Origin of the sequence: Pseudomonas sp. A0308, from assembly GCF_044218815.1 — a bacterium.
GTDB classification, from domain to species: Bacteria; Pseudomonadota; Gammaproteobacteria; order Pseudomonadales; family Pseudomonadaceae; genus Aquipseudomonas; species Aquipseudomonas iridis.
Genome location: NZ_CP162581.1, coordinates 410,426 through 434,261 on the forward strand (window position 1 = coordinate 410,426; position 23,836 = coordinate 434,261).

At 59.2% G+C, this 23,836-nt stretch carries 22 protein-coding genes; 12 read left to right on the forward strand and 10 right to left on the reverse strand.

The window, feature by feature from the left end; translation table 11 throughout:
* Positions 1 to 19 precede the first annotated feature (19 nt).
* Positions 20 to 1,324, forward strand: a complete 1,305-nt coding sequence (locus AB4P92_RS01920; protein WP_115148041.1) for a hypothetical protein — start codon at positions 20 to 22, stop codon at positions 1,322 to 1,324.
* 65 nt (positions 1,325 to 1,389) lie between these two features.
* On the opposite strand, the gene AB4P92_RS01925 is transcribed toward AB4P92_RS01920, so the two are convergent.
* Positions 1,390 to 2,715, reverse strand: a complete 1,326-nt coding sequence (locus AB4P92_RS01925; protein ID WP_042559049.1) for a sigma-54 dependent transcriptional regulator — start codon at positions 2,713 to 2,715, stop codon at positions 1,390 to 1,392.
* A 368-nt stretch (positions 2,716 to 3,083) separates the two neighbouring features.
* On the opposite strand from AB4P92_RS01925, the gene AB4P92_RS01930 reads away from it, so the two are divergent.
* The 3 genes from AB4P92_RS01930 to nhaB all read left to right on the forward strand — a co-directional run bounded on the left by AB4P92_RS01930 (position 3,084) and on the right by nhaB (position 6,610).
* On the forward strand, positions 3,084 to 3,350 hold the full coding sequence (locus AB4P92_RS01930) for a hypothetical protein (protein ID WP_042559048.1): 267 nt from the start codon (positions 3,084 to 3,086) through the stop codon (positions 3,348 to 3,350).
* A 282-nt stretch (positions 3,351 to 3,632) separates the two neighbouring features.
* The gene (locus AB4P92_RS01935) at positions 3,633 to 4,922 is read left to right on the forward strand and encodes a delta-60 repeat domain-containing protein (RefSeq protein WP_395598746.1); all 1,290 of its coding nucleotides are present in this window, start codon (positions 3,633 to 3,635) and stop codon (positions 4,920 to 4,922) included.
* A gap of 185 nt (positions 4,923 to 5,107) precedes the next feature.
* A complete protein-coding gene (gene nhaB, locus AB4P92_RS01940) occupies positions 5,108 to 6,610 on the forward strand; it encodes a sodium/proton antiporter NhaB (RefSeq protein ID WP_395598747.1) in 1,503 nt (500 codons plus the stop codon).
* Positions 6,611 to 6,733: 123 nt separating this feature from the next.
* On the opposite strand, the gene AB4P92_RS01945 is transcribed toward nhaB, so the two are convergent.
* Genes AB4P92_RS01945 through gnd form a run of 3 tightly spaced genes read right to left on the reverse strand, consistent with a single transcriptional unit; the run spans position 6,734 to position 10,040 of the window.
* Positions 6,734 to 7,543 (reverse strand): Cof-type HAD-IIB family hydrolase, encoded by an 810-nt coding sequence (locus AB4P92_RS01945; RefSeq protein ID WP_042559045.1) that lies wholly within the window; start codon positions 7,541 to 7,543, stop codon positions 6,734 to 6,736.
* Complete coding sequence (zwf, locus tag AB4P92_RS01950) at positions 7,540 to 9,063, reverse strand: glucose-6-phosphate dehydrogenase (protein WP_261735346.1); 1,524 nt, start codon at positions 9,061 to 9,063, stop codon at positions 7,540 to 7,542. Before zwf ends, AB4P92_RS01945 begins: the two co-directional genes overlap by 4 nt.
* The gene (gene gnd, locus AB4P92_RS01955; protein ID WP_042559043.1) at positions 9,060 to 10,040 is read right to left on the reverse strand and encodes a phosphogluconate dehydrogenase (NAD(+)-dependent, decarboxylating); all 981 of its coding nucleotides are present in this window, start codon (positions 10,038 to 10,040) and stop codon (positions 9,060 to 9,062) included. Before gnd ends, zwf begins: the two co-directional genes overlap by 4 nt.
* A gap of 272 nt (positions 10,041 to 10,312) precedes the next feature.
* Here gnd and AB4P92_RS01960 point away from each other — a divergent pair, with 272 nt between their 5' ends.
* From AB4P92_RS01960 to AB4P92_RS01975, 4 genes are all read left to right on the forward strand, one after another.
* Positions 10,313 to 10,495, forward strand: coding sequence for a DUF6026 family protein (locus tag AB4P92_RS01960; RefSeq protein ID WP_042559042.1), 183 nt, complete (start codon positions 10,313 to 10,315; stop codon positions 10,493 to 10,495).
* A gap of 212 nt (positions 10,496 to 10,707) precedes the next feature.
* Positions 10,708 to 12,456 (forward strand): phosphoethanolamine transferase CptA, encoded by a 1,749-nt coding sequence (locus tag AB4P92_RS01965; protein WP_395598748.1) that lies wholly within the window; start codon positions 10,708 to 10,710, stop codon positions 12,454 to 12,456.
* A 149-nt stretch (positions 12,457 to 12,605) separates the two neighbouring features.
* Complete coding sequence (locus AB4P92_RS01970; protein WP_395598749.1) at positions 12,606 to 14,852, forward strand: TonB-dependent siderophore receptor; 2,247 nt, start codon at positions 12,606 to 12,608, stop codon at positions 14,850 to 14,852.
* Between the two features lie 166 nt (positions 14,853 to 15,018).
* Positions 15,019 to 15,228 carry a hypothetical protein gene (locus AB4P92_RS01975; RefSeq protein WP_047300989.1) on the forward strand — a complete coding sequence of 70 codons (210 nt, stop codon included), beginning with the start codon at positions 15,019 to 15,021 and terminating at the stop codon, positions 15,226 to 15,228.
* A gap of 86 nt (positions 15,229 to 15,314) precedes the next feature.
* Here AB4P92_RS01975 and AB4P92_RS01980 read toward each other — a convergent pair whose 3' ends face one another.
* The 3 genes from AB4P92_RS01980 to zapE all read right to left on the reverse strand — a co-directional run bounded on the left by AB4P92_RS01980 (position 15,315) and on the right by zapE (position 17,651).
* Positions 15,315 to 15,812, reverse strand: coding sequence for a GNAT family N-acetyltransferase (locus tag AB4P92_RS01980; RefSeq protein WP_115148045.1), 498 nt, complete (start codon positions 15,810 to 15,812; stop codon positions 15,315 to 15,317).
* 121 nt (positions 15,813 to 15,933) lie between these two features.
* On the reverse strand, positions 15,934 to 16,515 hold the full coding sequence (locus AB4P92_RS01985; protein ID WP_047300986.1) for a DinB family protein: 582 nt from the start codon (positions 16,513 to 16,515) through the stop codon (positions 15,934 to 15,936).
* Positions 16,516 to 16,532: 17 nt separating this feature from the next.
* A complete protein-coding gene (gene zapE, locus AB4P92_RS01990; RefSeq protein ID WP_395598750.1) occupies positions 16,533 to 17,651 on the reverse strand; it encodes a cell division protein ZapE in 1,119 nt (372 codons plus the stop codon).
* Between the two features lie 317 nt (positions 17,652 to 17,968).
* Here zapE and AB4P92_RS01995 point away from each other — a divergent pair, with 317 nt between their 5' ends.
* Positions 17,969 to 19,435, forward strand: a complete 1,467-nt coding sequence (locus tag AB4P92_RS01995) for a nucleobase:cation symporter-2 family protein (RefSeq protein WP_042559035.1) — start codon at positions 17,969 to 17,971, stop codon at positions 19,433 to 19,435.
* A 68-nt stretch (positions 19,436 to 19,503) separates the two neighbouring features.
* On the forward strand, positions 19,504 to 19,977 hold the full coding sequence (locus tag AB4P92_RS02000) for an LEA type 2 family protein (protein WP_395598751.1): 474 nt from the start codon (positions 19,504 to 19,506) through the stop codon (positions 19,975 to 19,977).
* 117 nt (positions 19,978 to 20,094) lie between these two features.
* On the opposite strand, the gene AB4P92_RS02005 is transcribed toward AB4P92_RS02000, so the two are convergent.
* The gene (locus AB4P92_RS02005) at positions 20,095 to 21,018 is read right to left on the reverse strand and encodes a carbon-nitrogen hydrolase family protein (protein ID WP_395598752.1); all 924 of its coding nucleotides are present in this window, start codon (positions 21,016 to 21,018) and stop codon (positions 20,095 to 20,097) included.
* Between the two features lie 84 nt (positions 21,019 to 21,102).
* Here AB4P92_RS02005 and AB4P92_RS02010 point away from each other — a divergent pair, with 84 nt between their 5' ends.
* Positions 21,103 to 22,017 (forward strand): LysR family transcriptional regulator, encoded by a 915-nt coding sequence (locus tag AB4P92_RS02010; RefSeq protein WP_115148050.1) that lies wholly within the window; start codon positions 21,103 to 21,105, stop codon positions 22,015 to 22,017.
* 7 nt (positions 22,018 to 22,024) lie between these two features.
* On the opposite strand, the gene AB4P92_RS02015 is transcribed toward AB4P92_RS02010, so the two are convergent.
* Entirely contained in the window at positions 22,025 to 22,276 is a 252-nt protein-coding gene (locus tag AB4P92_RS02015) for a hypothetical protein (RefSeq protein ID WP_042559031.1), read from the reverse strand.
* Positions 22,277 to 22,430: 154 nt separating this feature from the next.
* On the opposite strand from AB4P92_RS02015, the gene AB4P92_RS02020 reads away from it, so the two are divergent.
* Positions 22,431 to 22,748, forward strand: a complete 318-nt coding sequence (locus AB4P92_RS02020) for a YqjD family protein (protein WP_047300978.1) — start codon at positions 22,431 to 22,433, stop codon at positions 22,746 to 22,748.
* 41 nt (positions 22,749 to 22,789) lie between these two features.
* Here the strand turns inward: AB4P92_RS02020 and AB4P92_RS02025 are convergent, their stop codons facing one another.
* The gene (locus AB4P92_RS02025) at positions 22,790 to 23,830 is read right to left on the reverse strand and encodes an Ldh family oxidoreductase (protein WP_115148051.1); all 1,041 of its coding nucleotides are present in this window, start codon (positions 23,828 to 23,830) and stop codon (positions 22,790 to 22,792) included.
* Positions 23,831 to 23,836: the final 6 nt, after the last annotated feature.

Below are 23,836 nucleotides of genomic sequence, written 5' to 3' on the forward strand. Positions count from 1 at the left end.
TTAAAGGGACGGCTTATTCATGTATCGATCAGTATCACTGCGCGCAGCAGTGTGTTTGAGCACTCTTATCCCTGCCGCGATGCTGCAAGCGGCTCCTAACGCGGATGTAGAGGCCCTGAAACAGGAACTTCTGGAGCTGAAGCAACGATACGAAGTACAACAAAAAGCCCTGGCGGTACTCGAGCAACGGGTCCGCCAGGTAGAAGATCAACCCTCTGCCCCACCACCAAAACGGCTGGCGAAATCGCCGTCGGACATGAAAGGCAATCGCGTCGCCACCGGCACCGGTGCCGCCGCAGCATCAGGAGGAGCCGCCGGGGGCAGTGGCGCCTCTTACGGGCAATCGCTGGCTGACGATTCACAACCGGCGCAAAGCGTATCCAACCTCTATGACGAGGCCAGCGGCTTTTTTGGCGGTGGCAAATTCAGCGTTGAAACCGGCATCACTTATTCGCGCTATGACACTCGCCAGCTGATTCTCAACGGCTTTCTGGCACTGGACTCGATTTTTCTCGGCAACATCAACCTCGACCGGATCAAGGCCGATACCTGGACGCTCGACCTGACAGGCCGCTACAACTTCGACAATCGCTGGCAGTTCGATTTGAACGTGCCCGTGGTGTACCGCGAGTCGACGTATCAGTCGGGCGGCGGCAACGAGGGTGCGGCGGGCGTCACCACCGAGGAAACCGTCACCAAGGATCCAACCATCGGCGACGTCAACTTCGGTATTGCGTACAAGTTCCTCGACGAGTCGGTCAACACGCCGGATGCGGTAGTCACCTTGCGGGTCAAGGCGCCAACCGGCAAGGATCCGTTCGGGATCAAACTGCGCCAGACCGACGCCAACTCCAACCTGTTCGTACCTGACACCCTGCCGACCGGTAACGGCGTCTGGTCGATCACACCGGGCATCTCGCTGGTCAAGACGTTTGACCCGGCCGTGCTGTTCGGCAGCCTGTCCTATACGCACAACCTCGAGGAGTCGTTCGACGATATCAGCTCCACCGTCAACCAGAAAAACCCGGGCAAGGTGAAGATCGGCGACAGCTTCCAGATCGGCGCCGGTATTGCCTTCGCACTGAACGAGAAGATGAGTATGTCGTTCTCGGTATCCGACCTGGTGCAGCGCAAGAGCAAATTGAAGCAGGATGGCGGGGATTGGGAATCGGTGGTGTCCAGCGACGCCAACGCCGGTTACTTCAACGTCGGCATGACCATTGCGGCCACCGACAACCTGACCATCGTGCCCAACTTGTCGATCGGCATTACCGAGGATGCGCCGGACTTTTCCTTCAGCCTGAAATTCCCGTACTACTTCTAAACTTGCCTACATGAAAAAGGCCCGCTGCGAGATGATCGCAGCGGGCCTTTTTCATGCCCCCCGCCCTAGCGGATCTGGTGTTTGTGCAGCAAACGGTAGAACGTCGGCCGGGAAACGCCGAGCACTTTGGCTGCAACGCTGAGATTATCGCTGTGCCGGTTCAAAACGTCGCACAGGGCCTGGCGTTCGGCGCGGGTCTTGTAGTCTTCCAGGGTGCCCATGGGCGTGGCGATCGAATGCTGGCTGATCAGCCCCAAATCCCGCGCTTCGATCTGCCGGCCTTCGGCCAAAACCAGGCCCCGACGCACGCGGTTGGCCAATTCACGCACATTGCCGGGCCAGTCATGCTTGCCCATGGCAATCAACGCATCTTCGCTGAAGCTGCGCGGACGGCGGCCAGTTTCGTGGCTATAGAAATGCGAGAAGTGGTTGGCCAGCATCGACAGATCACCATGCCGTTCGCGCAACGGCGCGGTGACGACTTGCAGCACGTTGAGCCGGTAATACAGGTCTTCCCGAAAGCGCTTCTTCTCGATTGCCGCCTCAAGATCGACGTGGGTCGCCGCCAGCACGCGTACATCCACCGCAATAGGCTGACTGCCACCCACTCGCTCAATATGTTTCTCCTGCAGAAACCGCAGCAGATTGGCTTGTAATTCCAGCGGCAGATCGCCAATTTCATCCAGAAACAACGTACCGCCGTTGGCCGCTTCAATGCGCCCGACCTTGCGTTGATGGGCGCCGGTAAACGCACCTTTTTCGTGGCCAAACAGCTCGGACTGAATCAAATGCTCGGGAATCGCCCCGCAATTGATCGCCACAAAAGGCTTGCTGTGGCGTTGGGATTGGCGATGCAGTGTGCGCGCAACCAGTTCCTTGCCAGTGCCGCTTTCGCCACGGATCAACACTGGCGATTCGGTGGGCGCCAGTTTACTGAGCAACTTGCGCAGTTCGCGGATCGGTTTGCTGTCGCCAAGCAGTTCATGTTCAGGCTGATCGACGTGGATCGTGCCCTGCCCGCGCAGCCGCGCCATGCCGAAGGCCCGGCCGAGGGTGACCTGCACCCGTGACACGTCGAACGGCAAGGTATGAAAATCGAAAAACCATTCGCAAACGAAGTCGCCAACGTTCTGCATTCGCAGAACTTCCTGATTGAGCACGGCGATCCATTCGGTGCCGCTGCGGCTGATCAGTTCTTTAACGGCTTCGGGTCGTTCCAGATGAAAGGGCTGCAAACGCAAGAGCCCGACATCACAGCTGCGGTCGGCAGCGTTTTCCAGGGTACAACTGTCGACATCCCACCCTACCGCGCGTAAACCCGGTAACAGGCGATGGCAGTCGTCGCACGGATCGACCACCAATAAACGTCGTAACGCAGGCGCTTCGCTCATGACTGTTCCTTGGCGCCAAATTTTAGGAAAAGGTTGAAAAAACAGTCATTTGGCAGACCTGGCTGTAACACTAGCAAGATTTTGACAGCGCCTTGTATCGTTTGCTTATAGGTGTACAACCAAACTCGTTATAAGAACGTTAGTTGTTAGTTAGCTATCGACTTATGTCTGTTTTTGACTCGCCGTTAACAAGCTTTCGCCAAGCTTTCAAAACTGACTTAAAACCGGGTGTATGAAAGAAAGTCGAAATTTCTTTGCCAAGAGTGTGACCTGCTCCCCGGTTGCGTGCATCAGTACAAGTAACCAGCCGAACGGTCAGCCCAACCGACGGCAAATCACTGATTGGGCACTTATAGAGAGAAGACCCCATGACCGCCCCGCTCCGTATCAACGAAGCACTTTTGATTGCCAACCACGCCTTCAAGCCTTTCCAGTGCGTGGCCTGGGCGCCGCAAGACGGCAATGGCGAACTGAGCCTGACCGTTATCGACCGCACCAACTCCCACATCGGTCGCAAACAGATTCCCAGCAGTGCCTACTCCGATCCAGCACAACTTGAGCAACTGCTGCAGCAGGCTCGTGCTGAACTGAGCGAAGAAGGTTACGCGCTGCAATCCTGGTCGATGCCACACTGATAACCGGGTGATGCGGATGACTTCCTGGTCATCCGCCCTCCTCTTGTTAGTTGCTGTTTCTAGTGAGTCCTCGGTACTTTTGTACAACTTCGGGGATTACGCTCCAGCGTAAATTGCTTGGCACGCTTGCAATTGGTTCAAAAAGACACTGTTCTGGCACAGTGCGACCCTCCACCTGTTAGTTCTTACAGTTGTACTTCCCTCAGTTCAGGTTTTGAATGTTCCGCTCATGCAGTTACCAGCCGGTTTTCGGTGTTGGTCAACTCGCAAGGAGATGCGTGCATGTCCACACTGAACGCCTTTGCGCTCCCAGCGTTATTGAATGACGCGGGACAACTTGACCAAACCTTTGCCCACGGCGGCGTTGCTCAGGTGTATTTCGCCGGCAGTTTGTCCAGCCTGACCGAGGATGTCGCGCTCGATGCGCAGGGGCGAATTCTGGTGGCGGCGAAAGTCGGCGTTGCCGAAGGCAGCCGTTTCGGCCTGGCGCGGTTACTTGCAGATGGTTCTGCGGATTTGTCCTTTGGCAATCAGGGCAGCGTGATTGAAACGTTTACCCATGGTTTCGAAGCAATGGCCGGCAAAGTCCAGGCGCTCGCCGATGGACGCATCCTGCTGGCCGGTTTGCACTATGAAAATAGTCATCGCACCTTGCCCGCCCTGGCCTTGTTCGACGCGCAAGGCAATCCGGATCAGACGTTCGGCGACAATGGCCGGCAAGTCGTGCGTCTGCCGGGCGATTTGTCCATGGGCACCCGCGATACCTGGCTCCCGCCCGGTGTACCCGGTGCCGAAGCCTGCGACTTCGCGGTTCAGGAAGACGGGCATATCCTGCTGATCGCCAACCATCACTTCGAACTCGCCGATCACGCCGGCATGCTGATTCGTCTCAAACCCGATGGTTGCCTGGATGAGACTTTCAACGGTCGCGGTTTCGTGATGATCCGCCATTTGCTGCTCAATACCTGGCTCAACAGTCTATTGTTGCAGGCCGACGGACGGATCGTGGTCGGCGGATCGATCGACTTTCCGCAGCAAGGTCTGTTGGCGCGATACCTGCCCGAGGGTTGTCTTGATGAAAGCTTCGCGGTAGATGGTTTCATGGCGTTCACCGCCCAAGGCAAAAGTGCACTGGTCAGTCAGATTCTTGAGTCCACCGAATCACTGCACTGTTTCGGCAGCAGTCGCGACCCGATCCGCTGCCTGGCGCTCACCCTGCACCCCAATGGTCGCCCGGATTCGCACATCAACAATGGCCAGCCGCAACTGCTCGAAATCGGACCCAGCGGCTGCCAGTGGAGCGCCGCACAAAGCATGGCAGACGGTCGGATGATTGCGGTGGGAGCAACCCTTGGCGGTGTCGAGGCAGACTTCATCGTCGCTCGTTATCGCACCGATGGCAGCCTCGACCCAAGCTTCGGTCATGGCCGCGGCTGGCTACGCACACGCCTTGGCCGCAGCCTCGACACGGCCAACTCACTGGCCGTGCGACCAGACGGCGCGATACTGGTGGGTGGCTATTCGCTGGATGGCAACTACCGGGCGATGGTTGCACGGTACCTCAATCACTGAACTTCCCCTGACACAATTACGCCTCCTGTAGGCGCTGCCGAAGGCTGCTATTTTTTGATTTTAGAAACAGGATCGAAGGATCGCAGCCTTCAGCAGTTCTACAGAGGCGTGTTTCAGGCAGTTAGAACTTGAACTCGGCTGAAACATCCGGCAACTTGCGCGCTTCTGAATACAAGGAGCAACCGATGTCCGGTTCAATCGCCCAGGCGCTCGCGCACAACTTTCTCGGGCACTCGCCACGTTGGTACAAGGCGACCATCGTCGGCTTCCTGATCCTCAATGCGCTGGTGCTGTTCACCGTCGGCCCCGTCGCGGCGGGCTGGCTGTTGGTGATCGAGTTCATTTTCACCCTGGCCATGGCCCTCAAGTGCTATCCGCTGATGCCCGGTGGTTTGCTGTTGATCGAAGCCCTGCTGCTGAAGATGAGCACGCCGCAGGCACTCTACGATGAGCTGGTGCACAACTTCCCGGTAATCCTGCTGTTGATGTTTATGGTCGCCGGCATCTACTTCATGAAAGACCTGCTGCTATATCTGTTTTCGCGACTCCTGTTGGGCGTGCGCTCCAAAGCGATACTGTCGCTGATGTTCTGCTTTTTGTCGGCGTTTCTCTCGGCGTTCCTCGATGCCCTGACGGTAACCGCAGTGATCATCAGCGCAGCGGTAGGCTTTTACTCGGTCTACCATCGGGTGGCCTCGGGCAACGATCCGCGCAAGGACAGCGAATTCGGCAACGACCAGCATCTGCCGGCCCTGCACTATGACGACCTGGAACAATTTCGCTCGTTTTTGCGCAGTCTGTTGATGCACGGCGCGGTCGGTACAGCGCTTGGCGGCGTCTGTACGCTGGTGGGCGAACCGCAGAACCTGCTGATCGGCCATGAAATGGGCTGGCATTTTGCGGAGTTCTTCCTGAAAGTCGCGCCGGTGTCCCTGCCGGTATTGGCAGCGGGCCTGGTGACCTGCGTGTTGCTGGAGAAACTGCGCTGGTTCGGCTACGGCACCCTGCTGCCGGACAACGTACGCGCCGTACTGGCCAACTACGCCGCCGAAGACAACGCCGAACGTACCGCGCGTCAACGCGCTGCGCTGCTGGTGCAAGGCGCCGCCGCGCTGATCCTGATTGGCTGCCTGGCCTTTCACGTGGCAGAGGTCGGCCTGATCGGCTTGATGGTGATTGTGCTGATCACCGCATTTACCGGGATCACCGACGAGCATCGTCTGGGCAGCGCGTTCAAGGACGCCATGCCGTTCACTGCATTGCTGGTGGTGTTTTTTGCCGTGGTGGCAGTGATTCACGATCAACAGCTGTTTGTGCCGCTGATTACGTGGGTACTGGCGCTGCCGGTGGAGCAACAACCGGGGATGCTGTTTATCGCCAACGGTCTGTTGTCGGCCATCAGCGACAACGTGTTTGTCGCAACCATCTACATCACCGAAGTGAAGCAGGCATTCCTCGCCGGCCACATGAGCCGCGAGCATTTCGAGACGCTGGCGATTGCGATCAACACCGGCACCAACCTGCCGAGTGTGGCGACGCCGAATGGTCAGGCCGCGTTTCTGTTCCTGCTGACGTCGGCGATTGCGCCGCTGGTGCGCTTGTCTTACGGGCGGATGGTATGGATGGCAGTGCCTTACACCGTGGTGATGGGCCTGCTGGGCTGGTATGCCGTCAGTTACTGGCTCTGATCAGTACCGAATAAACCTGTGGGAGCGAGCCTGCTCGCGAAGAGGAAGAGTCAGACAACGGATTCGTTGATTGACACACCGTTTTCGCGAGCAGGCTCGCTCCCACATCGTGACCCGGTTGAGTCAGCGAGCAAGGATGTATTTCTCGATCGCCTGGGCCACACCGTCCTCGGTGTTCGGCGCCGTCACCACGTCAGCCTGACGCTGCACCGCCTCTTCCGCCTGGCCCATGGCAATCGACAATCCCGCGCAATGGAACATCGCCGGATCATTGCCGCCATCGCCAATCGCCGCTGTGTGCGCAAGCGACACGCCCAGATGCGCAGCCAGTGTCGCCAGTGCCGTGCCCTTGTTCGCCTCCAGCGCCGTGACGTCGAGGTACACCGGTTGTGAGCGCGAGACTTGCGCCATGCCGTTGACCTTGGACAACAGGCGCGCTTCCAGCTCGATCAGAAACTCGGTGTTGTTACTGGTCGCGACGATCTTGTCGATGCGCTCCAGATACGGCTCAAAACTCTCCACCACCACCGGCGGATAACCAAGGCCATGCTGCTCGCGCGGCACCATCGGCCCGTGCGGGTCTTTGAGCAGCCAGTCACCGCCGCTGAACACCCAGACTTCAACATCAGGCTGGTCCGCGAACGTCGCCAGTGCAATCAGTGCGGTTGTCGCCGGCAGGTAATGCGCCACCAGCAGACTGCCGTCCGGATTGACGATGGTGCCGCCATTGAACGCCGCCGTCGGCAGGTCGACGCCCAAGGCTTCGATCTGCTGCAGCATGGCTTTGGGTGGACGACCCGTGGCGAGGCTGAACAGCACGCCCGCCTCGCGCAACGACCGGACAGCATCGATGGTGCGCTGGCTCAGACTGTGATCGGGCAACAACAGCGTGCCGTCCATATCGCTCAGCAAAAAACGGACAGGCTCGCTCATCCCAGACCATGCCAGACGCGGCCATCGCGAGTCAGCAGATCTTCGGCAGCCTGTGGGCCGTCTTCACCGGCGGCATAGCTTTGCACGCTCGCATCCTGCTGCCAGGCGTCGAGGAACGGCTGCACGGCACGCCAGCCATTCTCGATGTTGTCGGCGCGCTGGAACAGTGTCTGATCGCCAGTCAGGCAGTCGTAGATGAGTGTTTCGTAGCCGGTCGACGGCTGCATCTCGAAGAAATCCTTGTAAGCGAAACCCAGCTCGATGTTGGCCATGTTCAACGCCGGACCAGGACGTTTGGCCAGCAGATCGAACCACATGCCTTCGTTCGGCTGGATCTGGATGCGCAGGTAGGTCGGCTGCAACTCGTCGACTTCGGTGTCGCGAAACTGCGCATATGGCGCCGGTTTGAAGCAAATAACGATTTCGGTGTCGCGCACGCTCATGCGCTTGCCGGTGCGCAGGTAGAACGGCACGCCGACCCAGCGCCAGTTGTCGATCATCACCTTGAGCGCGACGTAGGTTTCGGTGCTGCTGTCGGGTGCAACGTTGGCCTCATCGCGATAACCAGCCAGTGGCTTACCGCCCACTTCGCCGGCGCTGTACTGCCCGCGTACCGAGTTGGCCCGCGCTTCTTCCACGGTCCATGGGCGAATGGCGCCGACCACCTTGGCCTTCTCGCCCCGCACCGCATCGGCGCCGAACGCTGCCGGAGGTTCCATGGCCACCATCGCCAGCAACTGGAACAGGTGATTGGGCACCATGTCGCGCAGCGCGCCGGTGTGCTCGTAAAAACTGCCACGGGTTTCAACGCCAACGGTTTCCGCGGCGGTGATCTGTACGTGGTCGATGTAGTGATTGTTCCAGAATGCTTCGAACAGGCTGTTGGAGAACCGGCTGACCAGAATGTTCTGCACGGTTTCCTTGCCCAGGTAATGGTCGATCCGATAGATCTGCTTCTCGGACATCACCTTGAGCAAACAGGCATTCAGTGCTTCGGCAGTTTGCAGATCGGAGCCGAACGGCTTCTCGATCACCACCCTTCTGAACGCTTCAGGGGTTTCCTCGAGCAAACCGGCGCTGCCGAGACGGCGCACCACTTCGCTGAAGAAACGTGGCGCGGTGGCCAGATAGAACACCGCATTGCCGGTGCCGCTGTCGGCGATTTTCGCCGCCAGCGCGGAATAAGTGCTGTCGTCCAGGAAGTCGCCCTGGACGTAGCTGATACCTTTGGCGAGCTTGGCCCACAAGGCCGGATCAAGCATCTGATCGCCCTTACCGACCTTCGCCGCTACTTCGGTACGGATGAAGTCTTCGAGTTTTTGCGCGAAGGCTTCATCGGTAATGGCGTTGTGATCAACACCGACGATCCGCAGACCCTCATCAAGCAGGCCGTCGCGACTCAGGTTGTACAGCGCGGGCATGAGCAAGCGCTTGACCAGGTCACCGTGGGCACCGAACAGGAACAGCGTGGTCGGTGGTGCGGGTTCTGCCTTGGATTTTCTGCGGATCGTATGGGTCATTTTTTCGCAGTCTCTACGTGGCCGCCGAAGCCGAAGCGCTGGGCCGAAAGAATCTTGTCGCCAAAAGTACCCTGACCGCGTGAGCGGTAGCGCGAGAACAGCGAGTTCGACAGCACCGGTACCGGCACCGCTTGTTCCATGGCGGCTTCGATGGTCCATTGACCTTCGCCACTGTCTGCCACCGAGCCGGAGAAACCGTCGAGTTTCGGGTCGCTGGCCAAGGCGTCGGCAGTCAGGTCGAGCAACCAGGACGACACCACGCTGCCACGACGCCAGACTTCAGCGATGTCAGCCACGTTGAGATCAAAACGCTGATCTTCCGGCAGACGCTCGCTGGATTTGGTCTTGAGGATGTCGAAACCTTCTGCGAAGGCCGCCATCATTCCGTACTCGATGCCGTTGTGAATCATCTTCACAAAATGCCCGGCACCGGCGGGACCGGCGTGGATGTAACCGTGCTCGGCACGCGGGTCATCGGACTTGCGGTCCTTGGTGCGCGGAATATCGCCCATGCCCGGCGCCAATGCGGCAAACAGCGGGTCGAGACGTTTTACGGTCTCGGCATCGCCGCCGATCATCATGCAGTAACCGCGCTCCAGGCCCCAGACGCCACCGGAGGTGCCGACGTCGATGTAGTGCAGGCCCTTCTCGGCCAGGGTTCTGGCGCGGCGGATGTCATCCTTATAGTTGGTGTTGCCACCGTCGATAATGGTGTCGCCAGCTTCCAGCAGGTTGCTCAGCGTTTCGATGGTGTCTTCGGTCGGCGCGCCGGCCGGCAGCATGACCCATACGGCCCGTGGTTTGGCCAGGCCTGCAACCAGTGCCGGCAAATCGGCAACGCCCGTGGAGCCCTCGGCGACCAGGTTATCGATGAAAGCGGTATTGCGGTCGAAAACAACGGTGGTGTGACCGTTGAGCATCAGACGCCGCGCAATATTGCCGCCCATACGGCCCAGTCCAATAATCCCGAGTTGCATGTGCTGATGCTCCTTACTACAAATAATGTGTGTCAAAAGGTATAGCCCAACGCGACTAATGGAGGTTAGTCCAGAGCACCGGGATGAAGTTTCCGGGCATTGTGCCCGATCTAGACTGATAACGCCCTCAAACCTGTCGAAGACACACCGACCATGAAAAATAAAAAAGTTCCATTCAGTGGCAAAAGAAAACAAAATTGATGCCGATAGTAAGTCAGCACCTCAAAACGGGCGCTATTTACAGTTGAGACATACCATTTGCGAGGTGAGCAATGGGCACAGTACACACAGCAATGCCGGCACAAACCCTGTACGTCACGATTCGTCGCGATGAATTGCGTCAGTTGAAAGACGAGCGCGACCAATTGAAGCAGGAGTTGGCGCAACTGCGCGCGTTGACCCATGGCGCTCAGTCCAAACCGCTGCCAGTTGTCCAGCGTCACCCGCACGCCTGATCTTCCCCGCTGTTTTCGGGAGCAGCCGACGCTGTTCCCGTCACGATGTACCCCCGGCCGTTTAAGCACAGACAAGCGCGCCGATTAACAAAACTTTCACATTCCCTTCGTGATACTGCGCCGCATTCTGGCCGTACCTGCGCGTGCGGCGTCCGTTCGTCGGTTTCATGGATGTTCCGGCGGTAGTTGTAACGAGTGAGCTGGAGCGCCGAATGGCATTGTTCAAACGCAGCAAAACGACTGCGGCAGGTTTCGATTGGGCCGGTGTTCTCTGGCTGTTTGTATTCTTCTGGTACTTCTCCGGCATTACCCAACTGCTGATACAGATAACCGGCACCTCCGGTTTCACGGGGTTTCGCCAAGCGTTCGTGATGAGCGCGATCTGGCTGGCACCGATGCTGTTGTTCCCCAAACGCACAAAACTGCTCGCCGGCCTGATCGGCGTGGTGCTGTGGGCCTGTTCGATGGCCAGCCTGGGTTACTTCTTCATTTATCAGCAGGAATTCTCCCAGAGCGTCATCTTCATCATGTTCGAGTCGAACGTGTCTGAAGCCGGCGAGTACATGACTCAGTACTTTGCCTGGTGGATGGTGGCGGCGTTCCTGGCGCATACCGCATTCGCCTGGTTCCTGTGGACTCGCTTGCGCCCGGTGTACATGCCCCGTGGCCGCGCAATGGTCGCTGCCGCGGCTATCGTGATCGCTGTTGTCGGTTATCCGCTGATCAAGCAAACGCTGCGCATGGGCAACTTCGCTGAAGGCTTCGAGAAGTTCGAAACCCGTATCGAGCCGGCGGTGCCATGGCAAATGGCAGTGGCTTACCACCGTTATCTCGAAACCCTGGAAGACATGCAGGGCATGCTGGACAGCGCCAGCAAGATTCCGCCGCTGCATAACCTCAAAGCTGCCGGCGCCGATCAGCCGTCAACGCTTGTGCTGGTAATCGGCGAGTCGACCAACCGTCAGCGCATGAGCCTGTACGGCTACCCGCGCAACACCACGCCGGAACTGGACAAACTCAAGGATCAACTGGCGATTTTCGACAACGTCGTAACCCCTCGCCCTTACACCATCGAGGCGTTGCAGCAGGTACTGACTTTCGCTGACGAAGAAAACCCGGACCTCTACCTGTCCACGCCATCGTTGGTCAGCATGATGAAACAGGCGGGTTACAAGACCTTCTGGATCACCAACCAGCAGACCATGACCAAGCGCAACACCATGCTCACGACCTTCTCCGAACAGGCCGACGAGCAGGTGTACCTCAACAACAACCGCAACCAGAACGCTGCCCAGTACGACGGCGACGTGATCGAGCCGTTCAACAAGGCGCTGGCCGATGCGGCGCCGCGTAAGTTGATCGTCGTACATTTGCTCGGCACCCACATGAGCTACCAATACCGTTATCCGCCGACCTTCGACAAGTTCAAGGATCGCAACGGTGTTCCGCCGGGTGTGCGTGATGATCAGGTACCGACCTACAACAGCTATGACAACGCCGTGCTGTACAACGACTTTGTCGTCTCGAGCCTGATCAAGGATTACGCCAAATCCGATCCGAATGGCTTCCTGCTGTATCTCTCGGACCACGGCGAAGACGTGTTCGACTCGGTAGGCCACAGCACCCTGGGCCGCAACGAAAACAAACCGACCGCGCCGATGTACACCATTCCGTTCATGGCCTGGGCCTCGCCGAAATGGCGCGAAAACCATGACTGGAATCTGGCCGGTGACTTGCAGCGACCGTACAGCAGCTCGCATCTGATCCACACGTGGGCAGACCTGGCCGGTTTGAGCTTCGACGAACTGGACCGCAGCAAAAGCGTGGTCAGCGACAGCTTCAAGGTTCGTCCACTGCTGATCGGCGATCCGTATCAACGTGAACAACGGGCGCTGATCGATTTCAGCCTGATGAAGCCCAAGCCCGTCGCGGGCTCAGAGTCGAAAGTCGTACAACAGTGACATCGCAAAGGGGCCGAAACCGGCCCCTTTTTCATGCCTGCAACATTTTCAAATGAAAGTATTTCGCGTTTGATACTAAATCGCAGTTTCGCGCTTCGTCTTTGAACAAACGGAATTTTTCCCCTCTCGAAGACAAGGAGTCGGCTGCGATGTTCGCGCCCATCACCCGTTTCATGACCCTTACCCTGGGCCTCTGCGGAGCCGCCCTGAGCCCCGATCTGCTGGCTGAGTCCGAAGCCGAAAAACCACCGGAGCCCACCGCTCCGGCGCTGGAACTGGCATCGACCAACATCTCCGCGCAAGGCCTGGGCAGCAGCACCGAAAACACCCACGCTTACACCACCGGTGCCATGAGCACCGCTACGCGGATGAACCTGTCGATCAAGCAAACGCCACAGTCGGTGTCCGTGGTCACCCGCCAGCAGATGGATGATTTCAAGCTCGGTACATTGTCCGAAGCCATGAGCCAGACCACTGGCGTGGTGGTCCAGCACCTTGACTCGGATCGGGTCAGCTATTCCTCCCGGGGTTATTCGATCAACAACTTCCAGATCGACGGGATGCTCAACACGTTCGACCGCATGAAGTCCGACGCCGACACCATCATCTACGACCGCATAGAAGTCGTGCGCGGTGCCACTGGCCTGACAACGGGTGCGGGCGATCCGTCGGCGACCATCAACATGGTGCGCAAACGGCCGACGGCCCAGCTTCAGGCGCTGGCCGGGGTCAGCGGTGGCAGCTACGACGATTACTACAGTTACGTCGATGTCGGCGGCCCGCTGGCCTTTGATGGCCGTTTGCGCGGGCGTACGGTGCTGGCTTATCGCGACAGCCAGTCGTTTCGCGACAAGTACGCGCTGCAACGGGAAGTCGGCTACGGGATTCTTGAGGCCGACCTGACCGATTCCACGGTGCTCGCCGTGGGTTATGACTATCAGGACAAGCAGGTGCAAGGTTCGGCCTGGGGCACCGTACCTTACTGGAACGCCGACGGCGGCAAGGCCGGACTGGGTCGCTCGACCAATATGGCGACTTCCTGGAGTTCGTGGCCGCTCAAGGATAAAACCGCCTTCGCCACCGTTGATCAGGCACTGGCTGGAGGCTGGCACCTGAAGGCGGCCTACACCCATCGCCAAAGCGATATCGACGGCAAGGTCTACTATGGCGGCGAAGGTTTCCCCGACGCAGACCGCAGTGGCATGGTTGCTTACTCTTCGCACATGGTCGGCACGCAGAAAATGGACGTCTATGACTTCAATCTCTCCGGTCCCTATTCGTTGCTCGGTCGTGAGCACGAGATGATGTTCGGCTATGGCGAAGCAGAACACCGCTCCTACTCCCCGAAGACCGTCAACGGACCGCGTGCCGCCGGTTACGGCAGCATCCGCGACTGGAAATACATGGGCGATATCGCCAAGTTCCCCGACACCGTCACAGGCCTCACCAGCTCCAGGGGCAACACGCGACAGAAGGCGGGCTATATCGCCACGCGCCTGAGCCTGACCGATCAGTTGCACGCCGTGATCGGCAGCCGCTACGGCAGTTGGGAAGGCGAAAATGCCGACTACTCGTATGACAAAAGCCTGCGATTGACCCGCGTTGAAACAACTCGCCAGCAACAAAGTGACGTCTGGACACCCTATGCCGGCCTGCTCTACGACCTGACGCCGGAATACACCGCTTACGTCAGCCACACCGATATTTTCAAACCGCAGAGCAACCGCGACAGCAGCCGCAAGTACCTCGATCCGGTCGTCGGCAGCAACTATGAAGTGGGCCTCAAAGGCAGTTTGCTGGAAGAGCGGCTCAACGTGGCCACGGCGCTGTTCTGGAGCAAGCAGGACAACGTTGCCGAGGTCGACAATTCGGTGCCGCCAGATCCGGTCACCCGCGAAAAGTTCTACAAGTCAGGCGGTAAAGGCAACAAGGTCAATGGTTTCGAAGCCGAGGTCTCCGGCGAAATTCTCAACGGCTGGAACATGACCGCCGGCTACACCTACACCCATTCGGCCAACGGTGAGCAACAACGCACCAATGAAAACCAACCGCTGAACATGCTGCGGCTTTCCACGGCGTATCGTTTGCCGGGTGAATGGCAGGCGTTGACCGTCGGCGGTGCAGTGAATTGGCAGAGCCGTATTTTCAGAGATTCGAATCGCCCGATCGGCCGCGATGCCGAGGGCGAATTCATCACCGAAAATGCCAAAATTCACCAGGGCGCCTACACCGTGGTCAAGCTGATGTCGCGCTACGCGATCGACAAAAACCTCTCGGCCTCGCTGAACGTCGATAACCTCTTCGACAAGAAGTACTACGAAAACGTCGGTTTCTACAACGGCGTGTATTGGGGGGATCCGCGCACAGTGACGGTGAGCCTGGACTGGAAGCTCTGACTTTCTTTTATGCACCCATCACCTGTAGTGCAGGAACAAGCGTCCTCGCTACAGGTATGGCACGCCGTCAAAGGGTGTTAACCCCGAGTTAATTCGCTCCGCACACAATTGCCTCCGAGATCTGCTTCATGGACGAACGGCTCCGACTTGTTCAGTAGGAGGCACCATGAAAATCACCACCGCAATGCTTGCCGGGCTACTCGCCCTTGGTTCCGCCAGCGCTTTCGCTGAAGGTGGCGCCGAACGCATGCGTCATTACTTCGACAATTTCCCGGTCCATCACGCGCAAAGCGAACAGGCGAACGACGCCAACGCGAAAGAGATTCGGGTTCCCGCCGATCAGACGGCGCAAGTGACCGAGTCCTACCGCGACTGATTTTTTACAGAGCAACCGATGAACCTCCCACGGCTGCGCTCCGGCCTGGGGGAAGACAGTTAGGCGCCCTTTTCGGGCGCCTTTTTTTATGCCTGAAGATCCTTGATCCAGAACAGCATGCGCCCGTGATCAGGGTTGAACATGCCGGGCGCAAAGCCGAATTTGCTGTAGGCGTTCTGCGCCACGGCGTTGCCTTCCAGTACTTCGAGAGTGATCTTGCAGCAGCCGCGCTGACGGGAGATTTCCTCGACCTTGCGGAGCATTTTCTGGCTCAACCCCAAACCGCGAAACTTGCTCATCACCGCCACATCGTGGACGTTGACCAAGGGTTTGCATGCGAACGTGGAAAACCCCTCAAAGCAGTTCACCAGCCCTGCGGGTTCACCGCCGACGAACGCCAGCACACTGAAGGCGTGCGGCCGGCGCGCCAGCTCTTCGGGCAGTCGTCGCAGCAACTCAGGGTCGATCGGCTGCTCGCCGCCCATGGGATCTTCTGCATAGTGATTGAGTACAACGCCAATGGCCTCGGCATGCACTGGATTGGTGTAACTGGCCTGAAGCACAAGAATTTCTGCGGAATCCATTTCCATCCCCGAACACAAAAGCCCCAGCGCGCAAAGTGCTTGCTGAAAGGCACAGCAAGACCTTAGCGCGAGCGCGGTGCGGCCGACAACCCGCAGGGAAAGCAAAAGATCACAAGGTCGCTCAACGACCCCAGATCAGCTCCTCGGTCCAGCCCAGCTCAGCAAAATCCCCGGCGCGCAATCGCGCCTCACCCACACAGAAAAACTCGTCGAGTTGCGGCGGTTTCACGGCGGTGTCGCTGAGCATCGCGTGCACCTGCCCACGATGATGGATCTGATGCTCAAACAGGTGTGAAAGCATGCGCAAGCGACTGTCGTGCTGCGGTATCTCGCGGGCGATGGTGACGAGCCGGCCCAGATCGGCATCGCGCAGTTGTTCGCAATAAGCGATCAGCCGACGATCGACACGGGCCTGTTCCTCACGCAATGGAAGTGGGTCGGTAAAGGGTTCGGCGGCGTTGAAAAACACGTAGCAGTCAGGATGCGGTTCGTCCCCGCGCAGTTCGCGCTCCAGCGCATCCACGTAGAACCAGTCACAGGTGAGGATATGGTTGAGGGTCAGCCGCAGGCTCGGAAAAAAACTCACCCGAGGGGCCGAAAGGTCGCTGTCGTCGAGTTGCGTCCAGGCCTTGGCCAGTCGGTGATTGGCCCAGGCGTTTTGATACGCCATGGTCAATAGATGATGGGACAGCGGCTGGTTCATGTGGGCGCCCTCTTCTTTCAAGCCTCGGCAAAGCGCTGCAATTGCATTTCCTGCAAGCGACTGAGGGTGCGGCGGAACGGGAACTGCAGATAGCCCTCGGTGTAGAGCGCCTCCATTGCCACGTGTGCCTCGATGTACAGCGGGACCTTGCGGTCGTAGCACTCGTCCACCAAGGCAATAAAACGCCGCACGCCATCGTCGTGCACCGATAACTGTGGCAACTCACGATCCCCCGCCACCACTTGCGCGCTGCCGTCTTCGGTGCCGCGAGCGATACGTCCTTCGCGCTTCTGTGCGCTGAGGTTCGGCACGTCGCTCAACAGAATAGCCCGGTAGTTGTCGCACAGCGCGATGAAATCCATGGCGGCGAACGGTTGCTCGCACAGGTCGGCGTAACGACACCAGAGCACAGTCGGACTGGCCTGCACCACGTTGAGCACTCGATGGCCGACCGTTACCGGTTCAGCGCTGGCCGATTGCCCGGCCGTCAACGCGTCAAAGACCTCGCCCAGCGCACTGGTGCTTCCGGCATTGGCGACAAAATAGCGCTGGTGGATCGCGCCCGGATGCAGGCGATGATCCTCGGCGCCGTTCACCGGGACCACCTGCATATGCGCCTTGATCGCGGCAATCGCCGGGACAAAACGGTCGCGATTGAATCCATCGGCGTACAAATCATCCGGCGGCAGGTTGGAGGTGCAGACCACTACCACGCCTTCGTCGAACATGACCTGGAACAGGCGCCCGAGAATGATCGCATCGCCTATGTCGTTGACAAGCAGTTCGTCGAAGCACAGCACCCGCACTTCGCTCGCCAACTCCTTGGCCAGCGCACGCAGCGGATCGGCGATGCCAGTCAACTGGAACGAACGCTGGTGCACCCAGCCCATGAAATGATGGAAGTGTTGCCGCCGCGCCGGCACTCGCAAGCTTTGATAGAACTGATCCATCAGCCACGTCTTGCCGCGCCCGACGGGCCCCCACAAGTACACGCCGCTGACCGATCGGGCGCCGGCGTGCAAGGCTTCGTGGCATTTTTGCAGCGCCCATACGGCGTGTTCCTGAGCTTCATCCTGGATGAAACCCTTGTGCTCGATGGCATGCTGCCAGGCGCTTAGCGGAGAGTCGAAAGTCATGCGCGGCAGTATGCCATGGTGTCCCCCGAAAAAATGTGGGCTTTTTGCCGACGTTTTTAACCTCTTCCCAATCCCTTGTAGGAGCTTCGAGTGAAACGAGGCTGCGATCTTTTGATCTGGCTTGTGATCTGAGCAACCAAAGTCAAAAAATCGCAGCCTTCGGCAGCTCCTACAGGATCGGGGCTGTATTCAAACCTTCCACACCCAATAAAACCTGACCTTTCAGGCAGTTTTATTGCGTTGCCCTCGCCGCCCTCTTCCGGCATCCTGCGCCTCCATTTTCTGACCCGGCCCCGCCTCACGGCGCGCAAATCATCATGACCGCCTCCGAAAAAGCCCTGCGCAACAACGATCTGATCTACGGCCTCAACGACCGCCCGCACCTGACCGCTACTGTGTTTGCAGCACTGCAACACGTGTTGGCGAGTTTCGTCGGCATCATCACCCCGACCCTGATCATGGGCGGCGCCCTCGGTCTGCAAAGCGAAATCCCTTACCTGATCAGCATGGCGCTGTTCGTCTCGGGCCTGGGCACGTTCGTTCAGGCCAAGCGTTTCGGCCCGGTGGGCTCTGGCTTGCTATGCCTACAAGGAACAAGTTTTTCCTTTATCAGCGTGATTCTCAGTGCCGGGTTTATGGTCAAGGCCCGCGGTGGCGGCACCGATGAAATCCTCTCGACAATCTTCGGCGTGTGCTTTTTCGCCGCGTTCATTGAAGTAGCGCTGAGCCAGTTCATCGGCAAATTGCGCATGCTGATTACCCCGGTGGTCACTGGCACGATCATCACGCTGATGGGCCTGTCGCTGATCAAAGTGGCAATGACCGACATCGCCGGCGGTTTCGGCGCGGCGGACTTGGGCGGCGCCAGCCATTTGTTTCTGGCGGCGCTGGTGCTCGGCACCATTGTTGTGCTGAACCGAGTCGACGTGCCGTTCCTGCGTCTGGGCGCGATTGTTATCGGCCTGACCCTCGGCTACGTCGTTGCGTGGTTGATGGGCGCCGTCGACTTTGCCAATTTGCCCGACGTGCCAGTGGTCAGCGTGCCGGTGCCGTTCAAGTACGGCTTCAATTTCGACTGGGTAGCGTTTGTACCCATCGCAGTGATTTTCCTCGTCTCGCCACTGGAAGCTGCCGGTGACCTGACTGCCAACTCGATGATTTCCCGGCAACCGGTCAAAGGCCCGTTGTACATCCGCCGGATCAAGTCCGGTTTGCTCGCCGATGGTCTCAACTCGGCAATGGCAGCGGTGTTCAACAGCATGCCGATGGTGACTTTCGCGCAGAACAACGGCGTGATTCAGCTCACTGGCGTTGCCAGCCGTTACGTCGCCTTCTTCATTGCCGGGCTGCTGGTTTTGCTGGGGCTGTTCCCGATGATTGGTGCGGTGTTGCAACTGATGCCCAAACCCGTGCTCGGCGGCGCCGAACTGGTGATGTTCGGCACCGTGGCCGTGGCCGGGATCAAGATCCTCGCCGAGGCTGGCCTGCACCGGCGCAACATGCTGATCGTGGCCATTTCCCTGGGCATGGGCCTGGGCATCGCCGCCGTGCCGGAAGTCCTGCGCGAACTGCCCCAGGCGCTGCGCAACATCTTTGAATCGCCGATCACCGTGGGCGCGTTGTGCGCTATCGTGCTGAACATCTTCTTGCCGGAAGAATTCATCGAACTTGAGGAGGACGACTTCGATCCGGAAGCCTCTATCCTGCAAGTCATGGAAAACCCGGATGTCCCGGCCAAGGGTGAACCTGCCTCGCCTGCGGCTGTCGCACAGTTGAACCGCTAACGCTGCGCTCTGAATAAAAAAGGGCTGATCCGGTAGCGGCTCAGCCCTTTTTTGTTGAGAGACTGTTTATGCGCCGCTTGCACGCTTTGATCCTGTCGCTACTTTTGCTGTCGCTCAGTGCCTGCGCGCTGTTTCCCAATCGTGACCCGGTCAACATCAACGTGGTCGGGATCGAACCGCTGACCAGTCAGGATCTGGAAGTGCGTTTCGCGATCAAACTGCGCGTACAGAACCCCAACGAAACCGCTATCGATTACAACGGCATCGCCCTCGATCTGGAGGTCAACGGCCATGCGCTGGCCTCGGGCGTCAGCGACCAGAGCGGGACGATCGGGCGGTTTTCCGAAACCGTGGTCTGCGTCCCGGTCAGCGTTTCCGCGTTCTCGGTGTTGCGCCAGACCCTCGGCCTGAGCCAGACGCAAACCCTCGACAACCTGCCCTACGTACTGCGCGGCAAACTCGCCGGCGGACTGTTCGGCACCATGCGTTTTGTCGACAGCGGCAAGCTCAGCCTGCCCAAGGCCAGCGCGGCGACCTGGTAAAAATGCGTTAGCCTCGCTGATCAACCCACTGACCTTGCCAGGCCGGCGCAATCCCGGATCCCGGTTGTTGTCCTGTGGGGATCCAGATACGACCCAGGCCAGGCTTTGCCACAAGGGTTATGTGTTGAACCGCACGCCCGGTTTGGCGCGCTCATCAACGCTCAACTCGAACACATCCGGCCGCGCATAATGGCCGACGACGTCGAAGTCATAGCGCGCCCGGATCAGGTCATCCGTATCGATTTCAGCCGTCAGCAGCCCTGCCTCGCCGCGTAACGGCCCCGCCAGCACATCACCCATCGGCCCGACGATCACGCTGCCACCGGCAATCAATGGACGATCCTGCGGCCAATTGGCGATCTCTACCCCCAGCTCATTCGGCGACGCCTGCACCTGACAGGCGCTGACCACAAAACAGCGCCCCTCATGAGCGATGTGGCGCATGCTCACCTGCCACATCTCGCGCTCATCCACGGTCGGTGCGCACCAGACCTCAATGTCCTTGGCGTACATTGACGTGCGCAGCAAAGGCATCATGTTCTCCCAGCACACCACCGCGCCGAGTTTGCCGACCTGGCTGTCGAGCACCGGCAGCGTCGAGCCGTCGCCCTTGCCCCAAATCAGCCGCTCGGTACCGGTGGGCATCAGTTTGCGGTGTTTGGCGACAAGTCCGGACTGCGGATCGAAATACAGCGCCGTGCAATACAACGTGCTGCCCGAGCGCTCGATCACGCCGATCACCAGATTGGCCCCGGTGCGCGCCGCCAAAGCCGCCAACGCCTCGGTCTCCGCACCCGGCACATCAATGGCATTGGCAAAATAACGCGCATACGCTTCACGACCTTCTGGCAATCGATAACCCAGTTGCGTGCCGAAGCCCTCACCTTTCGGATAGCCACCGAGCAAGGCTTCCGGCATCACCACCAACGCCGCGCCCGATTCAATGATGGCCGCCTCCCAACTGAGAATCTGCGCCAGGGTTGCGTCTTTGCCGCCGGGTAATGCGCCGATTTGCAGCGCAGCAACGATTGATTTTGGCATCGCGGTCACTCCATCCGATTCAAGTGTTGCTGATTGTCCGGCGTCACGGGATCATGAATAAAGCCCCGTTCGCTGCTGAATGATATGAGCCAAATGAATATCGCCACGGTCGACCTCAACCTGTTGAAAGTCTTCGAAGCCCTGCATGAAGAATCCAGTGCCAGCCGCGCAGCCCTGCGCCTGGGCGTGACGCAATCGGCAGTCAGCGCGGCATTGCGGCGTCTGCGTGAGGTTTACGGCGATCAGTTGTTTGTGCGCACCGGCCGCGGATTGGCGCCGACACTCAAGGCCAATCAGTTGAAACCGGTGGTCAGCGAGGCGCTGAACAAATGCAGGCAAAGTCTGGCGATGGTTGATCCGACGGCCAATCACTACGACGGTCGTTCGGTCACTGTTGGCCTTTCGGACGATTTTGAAATTGCTTACGGCCGTCGCTTGATCGAGGAAATCGCCCGAAGTGCACCGAAACTGCGGCTGATCTTCCGCCAGACCCACAGCCAGATCGTCGCCCGCGCGCTGATGGAACGCAGCATCGACTTGGCAATCACTGCTGGCGGATTTGCCGAACGCTTGCTCAGCCGTCAGGTGTTGGGCGAAGGGGGTTATGCGTGCCTGGTGGACCCGGTGAGCCTTGCGCCCGGCCAGCTACAAATCGATCTGCAGGAGTTTGTTGCCCGCGAGCATCTTCTGGTGTCGTCGGGTGGTTTTATCGGCATCACCGATGAAGGGCTGGCGGCATCAGGCCTGAGTCGACGAGTGTGTGCGTCGACCACGCATTTTGCCGCGCTGCCTTTTCTGCTCAAGGGCAGTCACGCGGTAGCGACGATCCCGGCGCATGCCGCCGCGAGCATCGCCGCCCTCAGCGGCCTGGCGTTGTTGCCCTGCCCGCTGGCCTTGCCGCGTTACCCGATCGAACTGGGCTGGCGCACCAGTACCCAGCTCGACCCTGTGGTGGTGAAAGTCCGCGAAGCCATTGTTGCGTGTTTCAAGCGCGACTGAAGCGGCGTTACTTCGCCGCCATCAAGCGGTTGACCTCACTGCGCACCATGTTGGCGAACTCCGGCGGTGACATGCCGTCCAGTTCCGCACGGACCCACTCGGCCCATTTGCCTTTGCGCTTGGCCCGCTCGCCGAACAACCGTGCGGCTTCGCCTTTGGCCTTGCCCAGATTACTTTGCCAGAGGTCGAACAGACGGGATTTCTCGTCTTCCAGCGCGGCGCGCTCTGCGAGGGGTTTGTCGGCCAGATTGAAACTCATGGGGATTTATCCTGCGGCGTAAAATGCCGACATCTTACACGCTCGACGGAAATCTCCCGCGCAGGTTTTTGATTCCGGACTAAATTCAGTGCAACTTTTCACCCAGCGTCACACTCCATTGATCACTGTCCATTCAACTGCAAGGAGTCACCCAATGGCCCGCAAATCCGCCGTGCAAGCCGCCCAGGATCAAATCAAGGATCAAGCCTTCAGCGACCTTCAGGCGCTGATCGAAGAGTCCGAAAAACTACTCAAGAGCAGTGCCTCGATGGTAGGTGAAGAAGCGGAGACCCTGCGCGGACAAATCTCGGTGAAGCTGCAGCAGGCGCTGGACTCGGTATCCAGCGTGCGTGATCGCACCAAACCTGCGGTCGAAGCCACCGAAAGCTACATCGGCGGCCACCCTTGGCAAACCGTGGCCATCTCGGCCGGCTTTGGCCTGGTGGTGGGTCTGCTGCTCGGTCGTCGCTAAGCAATCTCCTGTGGTGAGGGGACTCGTCCCCTCACCACACCTCAGTATCCAGCCAGCGTTCTAAGCTGCAGCAAAGTCGCCTCATCCAGCACAATCCCCTGCGCCAGTGACCTCGCCCTCTGCAAATGCCGACGGTCCCCCGGCAAGCGCTTGAGCCCTGCCCCATGCATCTGACGCACCAGTTCTTCGCTGCGTTCGGCAAAGCTTTGCCCCGCCGCCTTGCTTGGGTCGATGACGATCAACAGCTGGCCGGTCCACGGTGTTTTCGCCCCTGGATGGTTGGACCAGTCGAACTCGAAAGAAAAATTCCCTCCCGTAAGCGCCGCCGCGAGCAATTCGACCATCATCGATAGCGCCGAGCCCTTGTGCCCGCCAAATGGCAACAATGCCCCGCCTTCCAGAATCGCCTTGGGGTCCTGAGTCGGCTGGCCGAGGCTGTCGACGCCCATCCCCGGCGGCAGTTTTTCACCTTTGCGCGCGGCGATCTGCACGTCGCCATGGGCGATGGCACTGGTAGCCAGGTCGAAAACGATGGGTGCGGCGCCGGCGCGTGGGGCAGCAAATGCAATCGGATTGGTGCCGAACAATGGCCGGTCAGCGCCGTGCGGCACCACGCAAGTCATGCTGTTGACCACGCTCAATGCCACCAGCCCTTCCTCGGCGAAAGGCTCGACATCCGGCCACAGCGCGGCGAAATGGTGAGAGTTGCGAATGGCCAACACGGCGATTCCGGCGTGACGCGCCTTCTCCACCAGCAGCGCTCGTGCAGCCGCCAGTGCAGGCTGGGCAAAGCCATTACCGGCATCGACCCGGACAAAACCCGAGGCGACGTCTTCAACCTGGGGCACTGCCTGGCCGTTGACCCAGCCACTGTTCAGGGTCGAAACATAGCCGGGAATGCGGAACACGCCGTGGCTATGAGCACCATCACGCTCGGCATTGGCGCAGTTGGCAGCCAGCACCCGCGCTACTTCGGCACTGGTGCCATTGCGCAGAAACACGCTTTCAAGCAATCGGGTCAGCGCCTCAAGGGTGATCGAGGAAGCGGCGGCAGGTATTGCACAATCGTTTGGCGCAGACATCTGAAG